The 21292-nt window shown below is 57.5% G+C and carries 19 protein-coding genes and 1 pseudogene; 10 read left to right on the top strand and 10 right to left on the bottom strand.

What is annotated here, in order from left to right; translation table 11 throughout:
- Positions 1–205 precede the first annotated feature (205 nt).
- Complete coding sequence (locus GPM19_RS02420; RefSeq protein ID WP_160417306.1) at positions 206–1399, top strand: cation:proton antiporter; 1194 nt, start codon at positions 206–208, stop codon at positions 1397–1399.
- Positions 1400–1657: 258 nt separating this feature from the next.
- Here GPM19_RS02420 and GPM19_RS02415 read toward each other — a convergent pair whose 3' ends face one another.
- On the bottom strand, positions 1658–2560 hold the full coding sequence (locus GPM19_RS02415; RefSeq protein WP_160417305.1) for a DMT family transporter: 903 nt from the start codon (positions 2558–2560) through the stop codon (positions 1658–1660).
- A 213-nt stretch (positions 2561–2773) separates the two neighbouring features.
- On the opposite strand from GPM19_RS02415, the gene GPM19_RS02410 reads away from it, so the two are divergent.
- The 3 genes from GPM19_RS02410 (at position 2774) to GPM19_RS02400 (ending at position 5285) form a co-directional block, all read left to right on the top strand.
- Positions 2774–3196, top strand: a complete 423-nt coding sequence (locus tag GPM19_RS02410) for an OsmC family protein (RefSeq protein WP_160417304.1) — start codon at positions 2774–2776, stop codon at positions 3194–3196.
- A 288-nt stretch (positions 3197–3484) separates the two neighbouring features.
- Positions 3485–4285 (top strand): MotA/TolQ/ExbB proton channel family protein, encoded by an 801-nt coding sequence (locus tag GPM19_RS02405; RefSeq protein WP_160417303.1) that lies wholly within the window; start codon positions 3485–3487, stop codon positions 4283–4285.
- 4 nt (positions 4286–4289) lie between these two features.
- Positions 4290–5285: a flagellar motor protein MotB gene (locus GPM19_RS02400; protein WP_160417302.1), complete on the top strand. Its 996-nt coding sequence runs from the start codon at positions 4290–4292 to the stop codon at positions 5283–5285.
- Positions 5286–5303: 18 nt separating this feature from the next.
- On the opposite strand, the gene GPM19_RS15580 is transcribed toward GPM19_RS02400, so the two are convergent.
- From GPM19_RS15580 to GPM19_RS02380, 4 genes are read right to left on the bottom strand one after another with little or no spacing between them, the layout of a single operon-like run.
- Positions 5304–5969: a response regulator transcription factor gene (locus GPM19_RS15580; RefSeq protein ID WP_160417301.1), complete on the bottom strand. Its 666-nt coding sequence runs from the start codon at positions 5967–5969 to the stop codon at positions 5304–5306.
- Positions 5966–7525 (bottom strand): PAS domain-containing sensor histidine kinase, encoded by a 1560-nt coding sequence (locus GPM19_RS02390; RefSeq protein WP_160417300.1) that lies wholly within the window; start codon positions 7523–7525, stop codon positions 5966–5968. The genes GPM19_RS15580 and GPM19_RS02390 overlap by 4 nt, the downstream gene beginning before the upstream one ends.
- A 23-nt stretch (positions 7526–7548) precedes the next feature.
- Positions 7549–8241, bottom strand: a complete 693-nt coding sequence (locus GPM19_RS02385) for a 2OG-Fe(II) oxygenase (RefSeq protein ID WP_227842102.1) — start codon at positions 8239–8241, stop codon at positions 7549–7551.
- Positions 8238–8891: a CoA pyrophosphatase gene (locus GPM19_RS02380; protein ID WP_160417299.1), complete on the bottom strand. Its 654-nt coding sequence runs from the start codon at positions 8889–8891 to the stop codon at positions 8238–8240. The genes GPM19_RS02385 and GPM19_RS02380 overlap by 4 nt, the downstream gene beginning before the upstream one ends.
- 112 nt (positions 8892–9003) lie before the next feature.
- Between GPM19_RS02380 and GPM19_RS02375 the strand changes: the two genes are divergently transcribed.
- Positions 9004–9561, top strand: a complete 558-nt coding sequence (locus tag GPM19_RS02375; protein WP_160417298.1) for an NUDIX hydrolase — start codon at positions 9004–9006, stop codon at positions 9559–9561.
- A 49-nt stretch (positions 9562–9610) separates the two neighbouring features.
- Here GPM19_RS02375 and GPM19_RS02370 read toward each other — a convergent pair whose 3' ends face one another.
- Both GPM19_RS02370 and GPM19_RS02365 read right to left on the bottom strand, forming a co-directional pair.
- The gene (locus GPM19_RS02370) at positions 9611–9922 is read right to left on the bottom strand and encodes a YqfO family protein (protein ID WP_160417297.1); all 312 of its coding nucleotides are present in this window, start codon (positions 9920–9922) and stop codon (positions 9611–9613) included.
- A gap of 104 nt (positions 9923–10026) precedes the next feature.
- Complete coding sequence (locus GPM19_RS02365; protein ID WP_160417296.1) at positions 10027–10917, bottom strand: alpha/beta fold hydrolase; 891 nt, start codon at positions 10915–10917, stop codon at positions 10027–10029.
- Between the two features lie 160 nt (positions 10918–11077).
- Here GPM19_RS02365 and GPM19_RS02360 point away from each other — a divergent pair, with 160 nt between their 5' ends.
- The 3 genes from GPM19_RS02360 (at position 11078) to GPM19_RS02350 (ending at position 17126) form a co-directional block, all read left to right on the top strand.
- Complete coding sequence (locus tag GPM19_RS02360) at positions 11078–12559, top strand: TolC family outer membrane protein (protein WP_160417295.1); 1482 nt, start codon at positions 11078–11080, stop codon at positions 12557–12559.
- 80 nt (positions 12560–12639) lie between these two features.
- Positions 12640–13932, top strand: coding sequence for an efflux RND transporter periplasmic adaptor subunit (locus tag GPM19_RS02355; RefSeq protein WP_160417294.1), 1293 nt, complete (start codon positions 12640–12642; stop codon positions 13930–13932).
- Positions 13929–17126 (top strand): efflux RND transporter permease subunit, encoded by a 3198-nt coding sequence (locus tag GPM19_RS02350; protein ID WP_160417293.1) that lies wholly within the window; start codon positions 13929–13931, stop codon positions 17124–17126. Before GPM19_RS02355 ends, GPM19_RS02350 begins: the two co-directional genes overlap by 4 nt.
- 109 nt (positions 17127–17235) lie before the next feature.
- Here the strand turns inward: GPM19_RS02350 and GPM19_RS02345 are convergent, their stop codons facing one another.
- Complete coding sequence (locus GPM19_RS02345; protein WP_160417292.1) at positions 17236–17868, bottom strand: TetR family transcriptional regulator; 633 nt, start codon at positions 17866–17868, stop codon at positions 17236–17238.
- Positions 17869–18046: 178 nt separating this feature from the next.
- Between GPM19_RS02345 and GPM19_RS02340 the strand changes: the two genes are divergently transcribed.
- The gene (locus GPM19_RS02340; RefSeq protein ID WP_160417291.1) at positions 18047–19078 is read left to right on the top strand and encodes a succinylglutamate desuccinylase/aspartoacylase family protein; all 1032 of its coding nucleotides are present in this window, start codon (positions 18047–18049) and stop codon (positions 19076–19078) included.
- Here the strand turns inward: GPM19_RS02340 and dusA are convergent.
- Positions 19072–20124, bottom strand: coding sequence for a tRNA dihydrouridine(20/20a) synthase DusA (gene dusA, locus GPM19_RS02335; RefSeq protein ID WP_160417290.1), 1053 nt, complete (start codon positions 20122–20124; stop codon positions 19072–19074). The genes GPM19_RS02340 and dusA overlap by 7 nt on opposite strands.
- A 428-nt stretch (positions 20125–20552) precedes the next feature.
- On the opposite strand from dusA, the gene GPM19_RS02330 reads away from it, so the two are divergent.
- Positions 20553–20828, top strand: a complete 276-nt coding sequence (locus GPM19_RS02330; protein WP_160417289.1) for a hypothetical protein — start codon at positions 20553–20555, stop codon at positions 20826–20828.
- Between the two features lie 187 nt (positions 20829–21015).
- Here GPM19_RS02330 and GPM19_RS02325 read toward each other — a convergent pair.
- Positions 21016–21292: pseudogene (locus GPM19_RS02325) on the bottom strand (IS200/IS605 family accessory protein TnpB-related protein); the annotation flags it as partial.

Raw genomic sequence — 21292 nt, 5'->3', positions numbered from 1 at the left:
CATATGATGTCAGGCATTTGATGGTGCTGTGCCGATAAATTAGAAACCACCTGGGTGAAAAAAATATCGTTATGGAAGATTTGTGTCATCTTCTCCGACTCATGAAAAGTGCAGACTATCTCCGTAGCAGCCAGCCGGTATGGAAGATAGCTTCCGGTGACGAGAGGTATTGCTTGCATGGCTTGATTCGCTTCGGAGAGGCCTGATGCAACACGAGATATTGCATGTTTCAGGGCATATCCCGCTTACCCTTATTTTTGGTGTCCTGCTTCTGACCGGCTGGTTTGCTCATGTCGCGGGGGAAAAAACGGGCATTCCTCGGGTTTCTCTACTGCTGGTCATTGGCGTGATTGCTGGGCCTGATATGCTTGATCTTGTTCCGGATCAAGTCTCCAGCTGGTTTGATCAAGTGACTCATCTTGCACTGGCAATGGTCGGCTTTCTGCTGGGTGAGCGTTTCATGGGCCGGGAACTGAAGCGTTCCGGGCGTAAGGTACTGATAATATCTATCGGTGAAGTGCTGTCAGCGGCCGTCGCTGTCTTTCTGGCAACTCAGCTCATTGGTCTTGATCCTGTCATGGGCTTATTGCTGGCAGCCATGGCTCCCGCCTCGGCGCCGGCCGCAACCCTCGATGTTATAAATGAAGAAGGTGCCAGCGGCCCGCTCAGTGGCATCGTGCTTGGCGTAGTTGCCATCGATGATGCTTGGGGCGTCATTCTCTTCAGCATTTTACTGGTCCTGGCCCAAGCCTTGAACAGTGACATGGCCCCCTTAGGTTGGATGCTTTCCGCTATTTGGGAGGTTTTCGGCGGTATTGCCCTGGGCGTAATCCTTGGTTTCCCCATGGCCTTGATGACCGGGCACATGCGCAAAGGTGAGCCGACTTTGCTGGAAGCATCAGGCTTCGTTCTGCTTTGCGGGGGCCTGGCCCTATGGCTGAACATTTCCTATCTGCTGGCCTGCATGGCACTGGGCGCCACCGTGGCGAATCGTGCCAAGCACTATAAGCGGCCATTCAGTGATATCAAGGGAGCCATTGAGCCTTTTATGGTGATGTTCTTTCTCTTGGCAGGTTTTAAGATGGATATCGGCATGCTGCCATCGCTGGGAATGATCGGGGCGGTATACATTGTATCTCGTACTATCGGACTTATCGGAGGCGGTGCCTTGGCGTCCTCGGTAGCCGGCGCCGACTCGGTTGTGCGTCGTAATGTGGGCTGGTGCCTTCTATCCCAGGCCGGTGTGGCACTGGGGCTGGCATTGTTGGTGGAAGAAAGGTTTCCGGAGGTAGGTAGCAAGATACTGCCTCTTGTGATTGGCTCCACAATCATTTTTGAGCTGTTGGGGCCGATATTTGTGCGTTGGCGATTGAAAAGGGCGGGGGAAATCCCCTCGTGACAGGTTGACAATTCAATTTACGACCGGATCTCTATGCGTGATTACCTTGGTTGGCACTGATGCCCAGGCCGGTGCGGCGATGGGCATGGCACTATTGGCAGCGGAACGTTTTCCCGAAGAAGGCCACTTGATCGTGGCGACGGTGGTGATCTCCACGATCGTATTTGAAAAGTCTGATCGAAATTGGCAATCAACCGACGCTCAAAGGCGCTTATTTTGGCCGCAACGCCATCTTGCTGGAAGGCGAAGGGCAGGTCATCAAAGTGGGGGATACTTGGGGGTAACCGGTGTCTTGCGACGCAAGCGCAGCAATTTGGTAGCGATGGCAGTGCCGAGCAAGGTGATCGCCATGCCGGCGATAAGCTGCAAACTGAGTGTCTCGTCCAGTAGCAAGTAGCCCCATAACAAAGCGCTGACCGGTACCAGGAAGGTAACGGTGGACGTGGCAGTGGCCCCGGCACTGGCAATGAGGCCGAAGTAGAGCAAGAACGCCAGGGTGGTGCTGAGTACCGCGAGCGCTACGGCGTTGCTCCAACCCAAAAGGCTGATCGGTTCGCTGGGCCACAGCAGAATGCCGGGAACAAGCAGGACCAGGGCGGACATGCTGGTGCTGCCCGCAGCCAGGACGCGAATGGGCAGGTGCGAAAGGTAGGTCTTGGAATAGTTGCCGGCAATGCCGTAGCAGAAGGTGGCGCCGAGCACCGCCAGGATGAACCAGCCATCACCGCCCAAGGCGAAATCCAGACGATTGGCCGAAAGCACATAGACACCGAAGAAGGCCATGGCCAAGCCCAGATATTGTTGGCGCTGAACCGGGGTAGTGAAGAACAACGCTCCCAGCAGGGCAGTGAAGATTGGTGTGGTGGCATTGATCAAGGAGGTAAACCCAGCTTCCAGGCGTGTGGTCGCCAGAGCCAACAGCGTAAACGGCAGCACATGGTTGATCACACCCAGCAACAATAAAGAGCCTTTGTGTTCCCACATCAGCTTGAAGTAGCGCAGGCTGAACAGTAAAGGGATTAACAGCAGGGCACCGATGCCCATGCGCACCATGATCAGCGGTACCGGGCCGAACTCGGGTACCGCGACCCGCATGAAAATGAACGACATGCCCCACAAGGAAGACAGCAGCAGCAGGCGCAAGGTATCAGCAGCTGACATGCCGCCTCCTTTGTTAATTGGCTAATGGATAAGGTTACGTTCGATAGACAGGCTAGGGAAGTAGGCTGGTGCTGATTTTTTGCCGGCTTGCATAGTGTGTTCACACAGAAACATACAAAAGGAATTACATCAGCTACCTTGATAAAGGCAGTGTCGGCACTTTACGGTGAGTGTCGGCAATTCATTTCTGCTGACAATATTGAGGAGAAACGCATGGATCGTCATGCCACTGCACATTGGGAAGGTAGCCTGAAAGCGGGTAAAGGCACGGTATCGACCGAAAGTGGTGTTCTGGATGCCAATCCCTATTCGTTCGGCACACGCTTTGAAGAGGAAAAGGGCACCAATCCGGAAGAGCTGATCGGTGCTGCGCATGCGGGGTGTTTCTCCATGGCACTTTCCATGATTCTGGGCGAAGACGGCTATGAGCCGACGTCCATCGATACCCAGGCGGCTGTCATGCTGTCAAAAACCGATGAAGGCTTCGAAATTTCCAAGATTCATCTGAAGGTCAAGGCCTCCATTAGTGGAATCAGCGAAGATGATTTCAAGAAGGCAGCGGAAGCGGCCAAGGTCAACTGCCCGGTATCCAAAGCGCTGAATGCGGAAATCACCATGGAAGCGCAGTTGGTGTAATCGACGGCTACGTTGGCTGACAAACCAAGGCAATGAATAAATATTTAGCTGAGTAGATGTTGTTGGGCATCAAGAAAACTTGAATAACCAGACACAAGCACAGCCATTTCAATGGCTGTGCTTTTTTGCGTGGTATCCTGCATGGCGCTGGTACTAAGAGCTGTATAGTTCTCATTCTTAAGGTTTAATCTATTCGCTCTATTAGTAGCGTTGACGTATCTGGGCGGACTCTTTATTGTTTGCTTCCGTATGTTGCGTAGCGCTTACATTTTAAATTCTGGAGTTGCCGTGGATCTCGCGACACTAATCGGTTTGGTAGGAGCGGCGGTGCTGGTCAGCGCTGCCGTTGTCTTGGGCACATCGCCTGAGGTTTTCATGAATCCTACCGGGTTGTTGCTTGTGGTGGGTGGCAGCTTGTTCGTGGTGTTGGCGAAGTTCAGCCTGACGCAGTTTCGTTTCGCTTTCAAGGCGGTGGCCCGGGCCTTTAAATTCCAATTGCCCAATACGCAGGAAAGTATTGAAGAGCTGGTCGAACTCTCCAAGATCTCACGTAAGCGTGGCCTGCTGGCGCTGGAAGACCAAGAGGTTAGTTCGCCTTTCTTGCAAAAAGGCTTGCAGATGCTGGCGGATGGCTTTAGCGCCGAAATGATCAAAGAAATGATGGGAAAGGAACGCTTGTTGACGCTGGAGCGTAACGAAGCTGGGGGCCAGGTATTTTCCGCCTTTGGAGAAGTGGCGCCTTCCATGGGGATGATCGGAACCTTGGTGGGCCTGGTACAGATGCTGGCCAACATGAATGAACCTTCCATGATCGGTCCGGCCATGGCCGTGGCCTTGTTGACCACGCTTTACGGGGCGATGATCGCTACCATGATCGCCAATCCGATTGCTGAAAAGCTGTGGTTACGAATGAATCAGGAAGCCAAGATGCAGCAGCTGTGGATCGATGCGGTGCTGGCGATAAAAGGCGACAAGAACCCACGTGTGCTGGAACAAATGCTGAACATCTACCTGCCGCCGGAACACAGTGGTAAGGAAGAAGAGGCTGGCGCTGAAGGTGCAGCCAAACCGGCCAGCGAACAGGCTTGATGGAATGAGCCAGAAAGACTCCAAGATACCGGCATGGATTGTCACCTACGCTGACTTGATGACGTTGTTGCTGTGCTTTTTCGTGCTGCTACTCTCATTCGCTGAGGTCGATGCGAATAAATTTCGGCGAATCGCCGGAGAGCTTTCCAAGGCATTCGGTGTGCAGCGGGATATTCCAGCGGAACAGATTCCTATGGGGACCAGCGCCGTATTCGATCAGTTTTCCCCGGCGACCCCGGACCGAACACTGCTCGATCAAATCCGCCAACGTTCCATGGAGGAGCGCCCTCAGCTGGAAAGCTTGCGCAACATCCTCGATGCACGATTGCAGCAGCAAGTCAGAGCCGTGGCTCAACAGGTGGAAGACCTTCTGAAAGACTCCATTGAAGAAGGCGTCACGCAGGTGGAGGTGGACCACAAGAGAGTGGTGATCCGTATCCAGGAGAAAGGTACCTTCGTTTCCGGTTCGGCCAATGTGACCAATGAATTCGAAACTCTGCTATTGGATATGTCGGAAGTCTTCGAAGGCTTACCGGGTACGATCGCCATTGACGGACACACCGATAACATTCCCATCCGTACGCGACGCTTTCAAAGCAACTGGGACCTTTCCGCCATGCGTGCGGCCTTGGTGGCCAACGTGTTGCTGCTTAATGACGACCTCTCGCCTGAGCGCTTGGTGGTGCAGGGGTTCGCCGATACGCAACCGCGAGCCTCAAACGCCACCCAGGAAGGACGTGCTCAGAACCGCCGGGTGGAAATCACTATTGACCTGAGCGAAGCCACTGAAGAGCGTGGCGTCAGATCCGTAGAGAAATTCAGTCCCCCCGAGGCTAGCCCTCCGCTTCCTGGCTCGGAAGAAACCCTTCGACAAGCCGTAGAGCCGTTGCCGATAAGCCCGACTGAGATGAGTGCCGAACCGCCCACGGCGAACGAGGCGTTGTTCGATGAGACCGTGGAAGAAGTCAGTGAGCGCTTCAATCCTCTCTTTCCTGATTGAAATGAGGCCGCGCTAGCGTCAGCGCCCGGACAAGCCCGATGCTGGGTCCGGCAGGCAGGTCACAAGCTCTAGAACGACTGCTTGGCGCACCAGTTGCGCCAGATTGGCAGCCTCCATGGTTTTCATTGCCCGCAGTCGATATACCTCGACCGTTTTGCCACTGACCCCGATATGCGCGGCAATTTCCCGGCTGGTCATGCCCTCGGCAACATGAATGATGATCTGTCGCTCCTTGGGGCGAAGCGACTGATAACGTGCCTGTAGTGCCGCAAGTTGTCGTTGCGCCAAACGCTCGCGCTGATGCAGGTTAAGGGCTTGCTGTACGGTATCGATAAGTTGTTGAGGATTGAAAGGCTTTTCGATGAAATCAAAGGCACCCCCCTTGAGCGCGGTTATCGCCATGGGTACATCGCCGTGGCCGGTCATGATGATGACCGGTAGGGTAAGCCCCTCGTCACGCAGTTGTTGATGCACCTGTAAGCCACTAAGGCCGGGCATGCGCACATCCAGCAAAACAGCATCGATAGTGGCTGTCCGGGTAGCCAGGAAGGTTTCCCCATCGGCATAGGCCTGGGTGGCAAGCCCGACGGATTCCAGCAGCCAAGCCAGCGATTCACGCAAGGCTTGATCATCATCCACGACGGCAATGCAGGGTAAAGGGGGCGGGGAAAGAGTGTCGTTCACAGGAATCTCCCGGATGCTAGGGCGCTATCGGATTCAGTGCGCAGTGTACCGGCAAAGGTGGCGCCACTGAACTCGCCTTGTTCCGCCAGCATGAGTTGACCCCCCATGGCTTCCATCAAGGAGCGGCTGATCGCCAGGCCCATGCCTAGCCCTTCGGGGCGGGTGGAGTGAAAGGCGGTGAAAATATGCGCGACTTGATGAGAGGCAACGCCCGGACCTTGATCGCTGACCTGAAAGCTTGCCTGGCGCGGGCCGCTGCGCCAGGCGCTGAGCTTGACTTCACTGGCGCCGGGATGGTGTCGGCTAGCTTCCAGCGCATTCAGCAGCAGGTTGACCAGGACTTGTTCAAGGGCTACCGGATCGGCTTGCACACGAGGCAGCGACGCTGGCAGCTCGTGCATCAAGCTGATCCCGGCTTGCTGGTACTGCCATTCGCACAGCCGGCAAGCTGCCTCTGCCACCGGGTTGAAATCCAACGGCCGTATCTGTGTACGTCCTTTGCTGACAAAGGTGCGGATGTGTCGCAGTCGTTGAGCCAGGCGATGAATCTGATCGTCGATACGCGTAAGCGGCAATTCCAGGTCAGCGGCAGGGCGCCGGGGGTCGGCGCGCAATTGCATCAAGGCGCCGCTGGCGTAGTTGGCCATGGCGCCCAGCGGCTGGTTGAGTTCATGGGCGATATTGGAGGCCAGTTCGCCCATGGTGGCCAGGCGGTTGGCGTGGGCAATTTGCGCTTGATGGTGGCGTGCCTGCGCTTCGGTGGCCTTGCGCAGGCTGATATCACGGTTGAGCAGGGAAAGGTGGCCGGGTTCTGCCCCTAGCCCGCGATGAGCAAGAACCACGCTCAAGACCGGCACCGGCTGTTTGCCATTACCCATTTCCAGCTCGCCGCTCCAGGAGCCGTAGCGCGCCACCGCAGGAAACACGATCTCGCGCAATACATGCAGCGAATCAGCGGTATAGACCTCGCTGAGGTGCATCCGCGGGTTTTCCCGGGGAAGCGAAAAGCGCCGTCTGGCGGCTTCGTTGGAGCTGAAAATAGCCTCGTCGCTGCCGGTGAACAGCACGTAATCGGTGGTCGATTCGACGACCTGGGCGAGGCGTTCACGGTTGGCCTCCGCATGGATGCGGCGTCCCACATCCCGAGAGACGCAAAGAATGTCGATCAACTCGCCGGTTTGCGGGTCGCGTCGAGTGCGGCTGGTGGTTTCGAACCAGACGTAATGCCCGGCCTTGGCGCGAAAGCGGTAGGTCTGCTGATAGAAACCGGCGTGGTAGTACACCCGCGGTGACTTGTTGAGCAGGTCATTGAGGTCGGTGGGGTGAAACAGGCCGTAAGCGGAAACGCCAATCAGCTCTTCGGGCTCATAGCCGAGCAGCTCGAGGGCGGCTTGCGAGGCATACAGAAAGGTGCCGTCGCGGGCATGGCGTGAAATCAGATCGGTGGTGCTTTCCGCCAGCCATCGATAATGGCGCTTGTCGTTTTCCAGTTCGGCATTGCGCGCTTCGAGGGCGGCGATGCGGGCGTGAAGCGCCTGAAGGTTATGTTCGGTCATTGCTTTGCACGGGTCTCATGGGATTAACGTGCCGGGTCGATAACGCTGCCAAGGGAGGCATTGCGCCGAAACCAGCCGGCAATGCTGGCGCGCGGCAAGCGGGTCGGCAGCACTTCGTGGGGAACGGTCTCGGATAGAAAGCAGGCGAAGGTGCCGGCTTGTGGCCGTACTCTGGCGACTTCGCGATGGGGAACGTCGGGGGCGTAGATGACCATTTCACCTCCACCATCTTCCGGCCAGCCCGCGTTTAGGTAACCCACGGTCGAGAGCATCCGGTTGGCGCGCCCGCGGAAACTGTCCAGGTGCGTCTGGTAGAAGGCGCCGGCGGGGTAATGGGCAAAATGCGCTTCGTATTCGAACAATCCCAGAAATAGTGTCTGGTTAAGCTCTTGCTGAAGCGTTGCCATGGCTTCGAGGTAACGTCGCTGGGCCTGGCTTTCCCGGTCCAGCCAGTGGATGGCATCGCCGCGTACGTCTCGGCGTATGTTGTGCTGCTTTCCTCGACCGATTCCCGCCGGCATGAGAACGCCATGCTCGGCCATGTTCAGGCATTCCTGATAGAGAGCCTGGCACAGGTCGGCATCGATGACGTTCGTGCCCAGGTACCAACCCCGTTCGATCAAGGCATCGACCAATGCCGGTAGCGCATCGGAGCGCAATACGGGGGCGGAGTTGCCGGTGGAAGAAAGCGTGGCGAAAGGCGGGGCCTGCATCATCGTAAGACTCCCCGGGAGGAATGGCGCCTGGTACGCGGGATAGGGCGTTCTGGATGATGACGCAAAGCCCCCGGGGGGCGCTGGTAGATATCGATCGGCATACCGAAACCCTCGGCGAGCAATTCGACCAGCATCATCGCCGAGAGCCCCCAGATCACATGCCCCTGAACGTGATAGCTGGGCACGTAATGGGCACGGCCATCCACCGTGATCACATCGGTATGGGTGCGATTGTCTTCCAGAAAATAGTGCAACGGCACCTCGAAGATGGTGTCGAGCTCGGTGGGGTCGGGGTGCAGAGGCAAATCCGGCGGAATGATCCCCACCCAGGGCGTCACGCAGATGCCATGCAGGGAGAGCACATCGGATAAGCTGCCCAGGCAGCGTACATGTTGCGGTGCCAAGGCGACCTCTTCCTCGGCTTCACGCAGGGCGGTACTATATAAATCGGGATCGTCGGGTTCACGTTTGCCGCCGGGGAAGGCGACTTGGCCGCTGTGGGTGCTCATGTGGCGTGCTCGCCGCGTGAACAGTAACGTCGGCTCGGCTCGTTCGACGATCGGCAACAACACGGCAGCCTCGGGAAGCGCCAGATGGGTAAACCGTTGAGGGCGAAGCAGTTGCAGCCGTTCGTTGAGTTTCTCTAACATGACGTATCCATCGAATTTGATACCTTCATCCTTGGGCTGTGATCAGCGTCAAGGATAAAAGATTGTCTTGTCCATCAGCCGCAGCAGGAATGCGCTCAACAGAGGAAACACGATGAACTTTTGCAGCCACTGTGGCCATACGCTGTGCTTCGCCATTCCAGAGGGCGATGATCGACCGCGCTATCTGTGCGAATCATGCGGCACGATCCATTACCAGAACCCGCGTATCGTGGCCGGCACCCTGCCGGTCAGCGGCTCCCGAGTATTACTCTGTCGGCGCGCCATCAGTCCACGCAAAGGCTATTGGACACTACCGGCAGGTTATATGGAAAACGCCGAAACCACCCAGCAAGCCGCCGCTCGCGAAACGCGTGAAGAAGCATGCGCCGAAGTGACGTTGCGCGGCCTCTATACTTTGATCGATCTACCGCATATCAATCAGGTGTACATGATGTTTCGTGCCGACTTGCTGGGTGGCTTCGATGCCGGCGTGGAAAGCCTGGAAGTTGCGTTATTCGAGGAACACGAGGTTCCTTGGGACGAGCTCGCCTTTCCCACCATCGAGCGCACCTTGCAGCATTTCTTTGCCGACCGTCGCCATGGCGAGTTTCCGCTGCATATCAGCGCAGTCACTCTTGAGGACCGTGAGCGTTACTTTGGTTCAGCCTAGCCAGGTTCAGCCTAACAACGGCTTCAGCATCCTCCGTGGAATTGTAGGGTCAGGTGTCATCCAGGCGCCAGACATCAAACGCCGGCTCCTCGTAAGGGTGAGCCAGTTTGAGCGCGGCCACGGCGGTGTAAATCAGCGTATCTTCACAGACTAATTCCACCTTGAGTTCTTTCACGTATTCGAGCTCCCCGATTTCACCGATATGGGGCTCGGCACCCGGCAAGGGACGAAACTGGCCGGTTCCCGGCGTCTGGAAGCAGCAGGCCTCATAATTGCCGATTCGTCCGGCGCCGGTTTCGAATACGGCTTCCTTGACGGTTTCGGCGTCTTCTTCAGGTACGAAAAATACGACTTTGTACATGATTCATTCCTCCATGGGGATGCGATGCTTGAAGAGCCGGTTCGTGAAGGCAGGCTTACCAGAAAAGATAGCATGGCGTTGAAGGTGGCGTCGCGGGTGGCGGTTCAAGAGACGAAGCGCTGCTTCAGGCGTTGCCACCAAGGTAATGAATGGGCATTACCATGCGCCTGCAAGAAAGTGGCGATAGGCTTGACTTGGCCGGGACGGTCGAGCATCGGCGCATGGCCGCAGCCTGGGGCTTCCAGGGTGACGAGCGAAGGCTGTATTTCTTGCATCCGGGCGACACTTTTAGTGGTAAGTAGAGGCGAATGCGCGCCACGAATCAGCATCAAAGGGCACTGTATGCGTGTCCAATCGGCCCAGATATCCCGCGGGGTATCGTGGATGAATTGCTCACCAATACGCGGGTCGTAATGGTAACTCCAGGTGCCATCCGGCAAGCGTCGAGCGCTTTCCAGCGCCATCCTCCGCCACCCGGCTTCGGTATCGATACCGAAGTCACGGTACTGTTCCTTGAGCTCGGCAAGCAGTTCACTGAAATCATTGAAGCGCTTTACCACGCTGAAGTAGGTGGCCATGCGGGTCAACGCCTGAGCATCCAGCTCGGGGCCAACATCGTTGAGTACCAGGCACTGAATACGTGAGGCGGACGGTTCTTCGGAGGCCAGCAGCATTCCCAGCAAGCCTCCCATGGACGTACCGATCCAGGGAACACGCTCCAACTGGAAGTGGTCGAGCACAGCCAGAGCCACACGCATATAGTGAGAGTAGAGATAATCATGCGCTGGATGCAACGACCAGCTGGAGAGTCCGCGACCGGGGGTATCCGGGGCGAGAATGCGCCACTGAGGCCCAAGCTCCCGTGCCAAAGCGGCAAAATCACCCCCATGGCGGGCCAGACCGTGCCAGGCGATGAGCGTATTGGGGGCGTCAGGATGCCAGATGCGCACGGCTATCTCCAGTTCGCGTATCTTGATCATTTCCAGAGCATGCATGCGACATCCTCTGCGTGGTGTGTTGCGGTGCAGCATAGTAGAGATGAAAGTGCCCTACATGAAAAAATGTGCAAAACCAGCACCACTGTCTAGCTTCGACTCTAAAACATGCGACAATGTATGTATATGTATTCCGACTGACAAGTATGAGGAAAACGCTATGTTGCGATTCATTTCATCACCGGCGAGTGCCGCCACTAACGGCCGTTTCTTGCGGCGTGGCCTCTTGCCGGCACTTATCGCCATGACGTGGGTAACGCCTACGTTTGCCGCAGATTTATTGACGATTGCCCGCGATGCATTGAACAACAATTCTGAATTGGGCTCCGTTCGTGCCCAGAGCCAGAGTGTCGAAGCGGGGCTGGATGTTCAGCGAGGAGACCTGCTGCCTCAGGTGAATCTGGGGGGTAGCGCGGCGCATACCCGGCAGTTCGATAGCCAGTCAAGCACACGTCAGATTGATGGTGGTGCTGCACAGGCGACGGGATCCGATCGTTTCAATAGCGTCAGCTTGACGCTTGAAGCCTCCCAGGCGTTATTCGATGCGATCAATCGGCGTGAGGTGGAGCGCTCAGAGCGTGAAATCGATCAGCAGGTTTACGTCCTGGCCGCCACGGAACAGCAAGTATTGATCAATGTGTCCAGCGCCTACTTCGACATTCTAAGGGCGCATGACATCCTTGAAGCAAGGCGGGCTCAGGAGCGTGCTATCGGGCGCCAGTTGGAGCAAGCTCGAGAGCAGTTTGAAGTGGGTTTGATCGCCATCACCGAAGTGGAAGAGGCGCAAGCCAGGTTCGATCAATCACGCGCGATACGCATCGCCGCCGAAAGTGATCTTCAAGTCAACTTTGAAGTGCTTGAGCGCCTGACCGGAAAGCGTTATTCCAGCATCGAGGCGCTCGATGAGGCTTTCCCCGTCGATCTACCTACCCCTACCGGGCGTGACCCCTGGGTCGAGATGGCGATCGTCAATAACCCCTTGGTTCTGGCCGAGCAGGCGGGGGTCGAAGTATCCAAAAGTAGCGTCAATATAGCCAAGGCGCTGCGTCTGCCTATCGTTGATGCCTTTGCCAGCTACCAATATGCCGACAACGATATCGACGGGGTACAAGGCAACGACGCTACCGGTCAGTTGGGCGTCGGGCTCAACTGGCCTATTTACACCGGGGGCAGTACCCAGGCGAGCATTCGCCAGAGTACCTATCTACTGGAAGCCAGCCAGTTCGATTTCGAGGCCCAGCGCCGCGATACGGTACAGCAGGTACGTTCTTTATATACCCAGGTAAGTAATGACGTCTCGACCGTCGAGGCGCGCCAACAAGCGATCGTTTCCAACCGGAGCGCGTTGGATGCAACCCGTGCGGGCTATGAAGTCGGCACGCGGAATATCGTGGATGTGTTGAATGCCGAGCAGAACTTGTACAACGCCTTTTCCGATTACGCCCAGGCCCGTTACGACTACGTGATCAATCTGCTCGCCTTGCACCAGCAGGCGGGTATTCTGGATGTCGAAGTCATTAACGAGCTCAACGACTGGCTGCGAGGCGACAGCATTACGTTCACATTGCCGGAAGATAATGCGGAACAACGCTCGGACAGTGTCACAAACATCGGAGATAGACCTCGTCTGAACGATAGGTGATAGGTGGCGGATATTTACATTCATACATGTATGAATGTAATCTACGTCAACTTTTCACGCACGCAACGGGATATAAACGTATGAGAACGATGGTTAGCGGTGTCCGCCTTGCCTTGCTGGCGGTGGGCATGGGCACGTTGCTGGCGGCTTGTGGCCAGGAGGCCCCGGAGCAGCAGGCCTCCGCCGAGCAACAAGAGACTCCTCCCCATCCGGTGGCAGTGATGGAAGCGGCTCTCCAGGACTTGCCCTTGGATAAATCATATCCCTCCTTGCTGCGTAGTGATGACGAAGTCACCCTGGTGGCGCGGGTGACGGGTTTTCTTGAACAACGTCATTTCGAGCCGGGCCAGTTGGTGGAAAAAGGCCAGCAGCTGTATTCCATCGAACCTGATTTCTACCAGGCCACAGTGAATCAGCGTGAAGCGGACTTGCAGAGCGCGCGTGCCGAACTGGCCCGTGCTCAGCGCGATGCCGAACGCTTCGAGCGGTTGCTTAGCCAGAATTCGGTCAGCCGCCAGGAATACGATCAGGCGCGTGCCGAACTGGCCGTGGCCCAGGCCCGTGTGGCACAGGCACAAGCGGCATTGGAAAGTGCCGAAATCGACCTGGGCTATACCGAAGTCTCGGCGCCCGTCGCCGGCATGATCGGTCTAAGCCAGATCAATGTGGGCAATCTGGTCAATGCCGGAACTGAGCTTGCCACCATCACGCCGCTCGACCCCCTGGAAGTGCGCTTTCAGTTGCCCCAGCGCGATGCTTTTGAGTTGCGACGTCAGCTCGAAGGCCAGTCCATCGAGGAGATCGGCGCCAGCCTGGAGGTTTCCTCTCAAGGCAATGGAGATAGCGAGCGCCTGCAGGGCCATCTGGACTTTCTCGGCTCGCGGGTGGACGAGGCCACCAGCACCGTACAAGCCAGCGCTAGCTTCGCCAATCCTGACGGCCGCGTGCTGCCGGGCCAGTTCGCCCGTGTGCGTATCGAAGGCTTGAAGCGTTTCGATGTCCTGGCAGTGCCCGAGATTGCCCTGACGCAGGGGCTGATGGGGCCTCAAGTGTTCGTGCTGGATGAGGATAACGTGGCCCGTGCCCGCACCGTGGATCTGGGCGAAGTGGCCGGTCCCTGGCAGATACTGCGCGGCGGTATCGAGCCCGGCGAACGGGTGATCGTTGGCGACCCGGCTGGTATCGAGCCCGGCACACCGATCGAACCACAACCCTTTGAAGAAGATGCTGAAGAACTCGTCGAGGACGTAGAGCAAGAGCAGGCGCAAGAACAAGCTGAGGAACAGGCCGAAATCCGTGAAGTAATCCAAGAGCAGGCCACGGGTGGACCGACTGTCCCGGCGGATGAAGAGGAGGGGGAAAGTACCCCATGAATTTCTCCAACTTCTTCATCAAGCGGCCGATCTTCGCCACGGTACTGGCGATCATCCTGACCTTGGTTGGGGTGATGAGTATGCGCGTGCTACCCGTCGAGCAGTACCCCAGCGTGGTGCCGCCTTCGGTCTCTGTGCAGGCTCGCTTCCCCGGTGCCGACGCCGAGACGGTGGCACAGACGGTGGCGGCGCCGCTGGCCGAAGCGATCAACGGGGTCGAGAACATGCTCTACATGAGCTCGACCAGTGCCGACAACGGCTCGATGAGTCTGAACGTCGCCTTCGACATCGGTACCGACGGCGACATCAATACCATCAACGTCAACAACCGTGTACAGGGAGCGCTATCCCAGTTGCCCGAGGCGGTGCAGACCCAGGGTGTGCAGGTGGAGCTCAGCTCCAGCTCGATCTTGATGCTGGTGGCGCTGATTTCGCCGGAGGGCGACTACAGCAGCACCTTCATGCAGAACTACGCCACACTCAATATTCTCAACGAATTGCGTCAGGTGCCTGGCGTAGGTAATGCCGAGGTATTGGGAGGCGGCGAGTTCGCCATGCGCATCTGGATGGATCCGGACAAGCTGGCTCAGTACAACTTGACGCCCACCGAGGTGGCCGCGGCGATCCGTGCCCAGAACACCGAGGTGCCGGCGGGCAGCCTGGCGGCCCCGCCCCAGTCTGAGCCCCGGGCCTTTACTTACACCATCACTGCGGGCGGGCGGCTCAACGATGTCGCCGACTTCCGTGAGATCTTCCTGCGCACCAATCCGGATGGTTCTTCCCTGCTGCTGCAGGACGTGGCACGTGTAGAGCTGGGAGCCTCCTTCTATGGTGTCAACGCCGAACTCAACGGCGCCAGCATGACGCCGATCATCATCAACCAACAACCGGGGGCCAATGCGCTGGAAACCGCCGAGGCGGTCAAGGCGACCATGGCCGATCTGGAAGGGCGTTTTCCGCCGGGCCTGGAATACGTGGTGCCCTACGACACCACCCTGTTCATCGATGCCTCGGTGAATACCGTGCTCACGGTTTTTGTCGAGGCCTTCCTGATCGTGGGCGTCATTCTGTTTATCTTCCTGCAAAACTGGCGCTTCACGGTGATCGCCATGTCGGTGGTTCCGGTAGCGGTACTGGCCACCTTCGCCGGCTTCTTCATGTTCGGCTTCTCCATCAACCTGTTGACGCTGTTTGCGCTGGTGCTATCGATCGGCATCGTGGTCGATGACGCCATCCTGGTGGTGGAAAACGTCGAGAGGGTGCTCAGCGAGGATGAGGAAATTACCGTCATCCAGGCTACCGTTCGCGCCATGCGAGAGGTGGGCGGCCCCGTCATTGCCACCTCGCTGATCATGGCGGCGGTATTCGTTCCTGTTGCCTTTCTGGGTGGCTTCACCGGGCAGATATATCAGCAGTTTGCGCTGACGGTGGCGATCTCGGTGGCCTTCTCGGCGTTGATGGCATTGACCTTTACCCCGGCACTTTCGGCCATCTTCATCAAGCGCAAGCTGCACGAGAAGGACGAGTCCAAGTTCAGGCGTGTCCTCAATACGCCCTTGCGTCTTTTTGACCGGCTTTTTGCGGCGATAACTGCGGCTTATATATGGCTGGTGAAAGCCCTGGTACGTTTCTGGGGGCTGGCATTGTTGCTGGTCGCCCTGGTGGGGGCTGGTTCCTGGTGGCTGTATCAGATCACTCCTTCGACCCTGGTGCCGGAGACCGACCAAGGCATCGTGCTGGCCAGTGTGCAGCTGCCGGACTCCGCCTCCTTGGCGCGCACCCAGGACTACATGGATGAGCTGAGCTCGCGCATAGAGGAAATTCCAGGCGTCAGCTACGTGGCGGCGGTCGCCGGTTACGATATCCTCTCCAGCGCGGTGAACTCCGCGCGGGGTGTCATGTTCATCAATATGGCGCCCTGGGCGGAGCGTGAGCTGACTGCCGAGGAGCTGGTGGGGCGGGTAATGCAGTTGGGAGCCCAAGTGCCGGGAGGCTCGGCCATGGGCTTCAACATGCCGCCGATCATGGGACTTTCCACCACCGGGGGCTTCACCGGTTACCTACAATCCTTGGAGGGGGCTTCTTCCCAAGAGCTGTACCAGGCCTCGGTACGGATCATGCAGGCGGCCAATCAGCATCCCGCCCTGCAACAGGTGTTCACCACCTTCAATGTCAACGTGCCGGGTTACCGTGCCGAGATCGACCGGCAGAAGGCGCTCAGCTATGGGGTGGCGCTGGAGGACCTGAATGCGACCCTGTCGAATACCTTCGGCAGCGGCTTCGTCAATTTCTTCAGCTATCAGAACCGCAACTTCCAGGTCTATCTGCAAAACGAGGATGAATTCCGCAGAACGCCGGATGATATCAGCCGGGTGCATGTAAGGGGTGGCAACGGAGAGCGTATTCCTCTGTCTGAATTCGTGACCCTTGAGCGTCAGGCCAAGCCTGCGGTGGTATCGCGTTTCGGCGTCTACCTGGGTGCTCAGTTCCAAGGCGGTCCGGCGCCGGGCTACAGCTCCAGCCAGGCGGTCACCACCATGGAAAAGATTGTCGAGGAGACCCTGGGCTCCGGCTGGGCCATGGGCTGGACCGGTACCGCCTACCAGGAAAGCCAGATGGGGGGTGCCGCCACCCTGGCCATCGTCTTCGGTTTGCTGATGGTGTTCTTGATTCTGGCGGCGCAATACGAGAGCTGGTCGCTGCCGCTGGCGGTACTCACCGCCACACCCTTTGCTTTCCTTGGCGGTATCGGCGGCATTGCAATGCGCGGGCTGGATACCAGTGTCTACGTGGAGATCGGCATGCTGGTGGTGGTGGGGCTGGCGGCAAAGAACGCCATCCTGATCGTCGAGTTCGCCGAGCTGCAGCGCAAGGAGCAGGGCAAGTCGATTCGTGAGGCCGCCATTACCGCCGCTGAACTGCGTTTCCGGCCGATCGTGATGACCTCACTGGCATTCATTCTCGGTACCCTGCCGTTGGCATTGGCCACCGGGGCCAGCAACGTCAGCAGCCATCATATCGGTACTACCGTGGCGGTAGGCATGGTATCGGTGGCGATCCTGGGGAGTCTGTTCGTTCCCAGTTTCTATGCGATGATTGCGCATATCTCGGATTGGCTGCAGCGCAAGATGGCAATAGGCGACCATCGTGAACAGCAACCGGCGGTTGAACGCAAAGCTTTAAGCGAGCGCTAAGTTTCACGCGAACGTTAAGCGTTTTCGAGGGGCGTCATTCATTTGGATGGCGCCCTTTTCTCGTGGTGTGTCCGAGTAAGGTTAACGTCACCTGTCTGGTCTTGAAGAGTTACGCAGACGCAGAGAACGGAGGAGGACTCATCAACAGCAGCAATTGATTGATAAGCGTTTCGCCGCGTTCACGGATAGAGAAGCGTTCAGGGTTGCGCAGCCATTCATGAAACAGCCCACCCAGGGTGGCATGCAGGAGGTCGGCGGCCACCGAAGCGGAAAGATCGGAACGTAAAGCGCCTTTCTGTGAGGCAAGCGTGAAGTGTTCCTGAAGCGAGGTGTGACACTCTTCGGCGATTTCCGTCTGCATGGCGATGGGGTCGATATCACTGAAAAATTCACAACGATGAATAAGAATCGAATGCACACGATGGTAGCGCGGCTGTTCGAGGCGGGAAAAACCTCTCAGGCAGGCAATGCGTATGGCTTCCAGCGACGAGACGTCATGTTCCAGCGTCTCGATTTCATCCACCAGGTCTTGAAACGGCATGCGAACCCGTTCGAGCATGGCGTGAAAGACATCGCTCTTGTTCTTGAAGTGCCAATAGACTGCACCTCGCGTCATTCCTGCATGCCGAGCGATCTGCTCAAGTGAGGTGCGCGCCACCCCGTGCTCCATGAACATCTCTTCTGCCGCATCGAGAAGCGCCTCACGTGTGGCGGCCGCTTCTGCCTTTGTGCGCCGAGCCATAGGGCTCCTCCTGTCGTAAGCTGCCGCTGGTGGGAATGGATTGATTTTATCCGATAGGGCATGCAAAAGCATTGATACATGCATGATTGTATGTTGAAAGTGGCAAACTGTCATGGAAAGGCTCGTCATGCCTTGCCTATGACGTTATAAAGACACTTTCGTTTCCAGGGGGAAGTATATGGTGCGTGCCGCTTTTGAATTGGCAGGAGAAAAAGTGAATCCCGGCCAACGCTTGCAAATCGATGTGCCGGTGGCTCGGCTATATACCCATACCCCGCTGCATATTCCCGTCGAGGTGGTACATGGGCGCAAGGAGGGGCCGGTCTTGTTGGTATGCGGCGGCATTCATGGCGACGAGATCAACGGCGTGGAAATCGTGCGCCGTGTGCTGCGCTCCAAAGCCATCAATAACCTGAAGGGAACGCTGATAGCGGTTCCTGTGGTCAACGTCTTCGGTTTCTTGCAGCAGACCCGCTATCTGCCGGACAGGCGCGATCTCAATCGATGCTTTCCTGGCAGTGAATCGGGTTCCCTGGGCGGACGTATTGCCACCTTGTTTCGTGAGCAGATCGTCGACCAGGCCACGCATGTGATCGACCTTCACACCGGCGCGATTCACCGTACCAACTTGCCCCAGATCCGGGCGCAACTTCGCCCCGGCAGTGAAACCGAGCGTATGGCCGATGCATTCGGTGCGCCGGTGGTGCTCAATGCAGAATTGCGCGAGGGCAGCTTGCGCCACTATGCCCAGAATCGCGGAATTCCGGTGCTGACCTACGAAGCCGGGGAGGCACTGCGTTTCGATGAGTGGGCGATTTCACCCGGCGTGCGCGGGGTGCTGCGCGTCATGCGTCGCCTGGGCATGCTTACCGGCGAGCAGCGTCGACGCCCCCCGCCGGCGGCTGAACTTGCCAATGGTTCCAGCTGGGCTCGCGCGCCCATCGACGGGATATTGAGACCCCAAGTACGTTTGGGCGCGCGCGTGGCCAAGGGGGAGGTGCTGGGCAAGATAGCCGATCCGTTCGGCAACGATGAAAGTGCCGTGCGAGCGATAGCCGATGGCATCGTGATCGGCATGAGCCGCCTGCCATTGGCCAACGAGGGAGAAGCGTTGTTCCATATCGCTCGCTTCGATGCGATCGAGGAGGCGGAAACGGCGGTGGAAAGCTTCAATTCAAGCCTGGCGCCGCCTCCCGACTCGCTTTACTGAGCCAATTCAATCTCGCGAGTATCGGGTTCACGCACCAGGCTCAAGGCATCGTCGAAGATTCGCAACCCGGCACCTTCCAGGTGCGCATGTTCCGACAGATGACGACGAAACCGCCGCCCGCCGGGGCAGCCTTGGAACAGCCCCAACAAATGGCGGGTGATGTGGTTGAGCTTGGCGCCTTCTTCCAGGCGCTGAGCGATATAAGGACGAAACGCCTGGGCGGCGGCCATTCGACTAGAGGCCGGGCCGCGCTCGCCGTAAAGCGCCTGGTCGACGCCGGCCAGCATCCAGGGGTTCTGATAGGCTTCGCGGCCAATCATTACGCTGTCGACATGCGCAAGATGCTCGCGGCACTCGGCCAGCGTCTTGATGCCCCCATTGATGCCGATATGCAGCTCGGAGCGGCTCTGTTTCAAGCGATGCACGCGCGGGTAGTTCAGCGGTGGCACATCACGGTTGGCCTTGGGTGAAAGCCCCTGGAGCCAAGCCTTGCGTGCGTGCACGATGAAAACTTCGCACCCGGCATCCGCGACGGTGGCGATGAATCGCTCCAGGTCGGCATCTTCGTCCTGGTCATCGATACCGATACGGCATTTCACCGTCACCGGGATCGAAACGGCATCCTGCATGGCGCGCACAGCGGCGGCGACCTTTTCCGGGTACGCCATCAAACAAGCGCCGATCAGATTGTTCTGCACCCGATCGCTGGGGCAACCCACGTTGAGGTTCACCTCGTCATAGCCCCACGCCTGGGCAATCGCCGCGCACTCGGCAAGCTCCCCGGCATTGCTTCCCCCCAGCTGAAGCGCGAGTGGATGCTCGATGGCCTCATGGCCCAAAAAGCGCTCTCGCGGCGTGCCATGCAAGATGGCACCGGTGGTCACCATCTCGGTATACAGCAGTGCATGGCGCGTCAGCGTACGGGCAAAGGCGCGATAGTCGCGGGTCGTCCAGTCCATCATCGGCGCCACGGAGAATGTTCTATCCAGCGCAGGGCGTGCGATGTCAGGCTTCATGCGGGTTTGCGGGGTTGTGTGATCATTCATGGCTGTTCATATTTAGTAGTTGAGCGGCGTTTTACCTGGTTCGTTGTACATATTTGCTACGTGAGCCGCTTTTGATTGGGTACATCTGAGAGACAGTGATGGCAACGATCCGCAAGCGCCGGAAAAAGGACGGCAGTTTCTCATATCTGGTGCAGGTGCGCATTTATCTACACCTCTACATAGCTTTAACCGCTTCCAGCGCTGCCGTAAATTCCGCTTCGATGTCGAAGGCTACCAGGTCGTCGAGCGACCCGGCAGCACCGATCTGCTCGCTCATTCGGCGCTCGGCGGTAAAGCAGCCTTGTACATGCTGTGCGACTACAATGGGCTGGGTGTAACATGAATAGGGTCGTCATGGGCAGCCACTTGCGAGACGATCTATATGGGAGTGTTTTGGGTATTCCAGGATGACAAAGGAGCGAGACTCTATGACTACCTACACGAACGCAACGATCAGAATTGGTAACCATTCCATGGCAGGACAGGAAGTGGATATTATCGGGGACGGCTCAACCACTACGGGTGCAGAAGGGGCAAGCAAGCCGAGGACTGTGGTATGGCATCGAGGCGCGCAGCACTATGGAAAAGTATCTCTCGATAATGTCTGTATTTACGACTCAGAGGGCGCCGTGATTGCTGAAGGAACATTGAAAAATCCTGAATGTGAGACTGTTGAAATGGGAAACGTAACATTTGAAATATGAAGTAAATGAACTGACTACGAGTGCTGTTTTGAACGGACTTACTCGAACTGGGTTAGTTGCTCCACAGGCTAGTGGTGTTGGTAATGCTGTTAATATTCAAGGAAATAGACTAACTCAATCGGCTAGAGATCTGTTTGAACCCTCCGACGATTCATTCAAAGAATAGAATCGCGGATTCCCATCACTCTCACGCGCTTTGTTGCCAAAGCGTGGAGAGCGTGACCGGGGTTCGCGGTGTACGAGTCGGCGTCTGCGAGCTCACACGGGCGGTAGCCTTGCGGCCACGCCCTTGGTAAACAACATGCCCGCGGGCGGCGATGTTATAAGCGGCATTAAGGTCCGCGTGGTAGCGCTTGCCTGTGTTAAACGTACACTGACTATAATCGCCCTTATCGCGTTTCACCGGCCCTGACCCGTCGAACGCTTGGCTGGACGTACCACGGGCATAGACCGCCACGAAGCGC

It is taken from the genome of Vreelandella zhuhanensis, from assembly GCF_009793355.1.
In the GTDB taxonomy this organism is placed as follows: domain Bacteria; phylum Pseudomonadota; class Gammaproteobacteria; order Pseudomonadales; family Halomonadaceae; genus Vreelandella; species Vreelandella zhuhanensis.
Note: the sequence above shows the minus strand (reverse complement) of the source record. Positions and strands in the feature narration are given on the sequence as shown.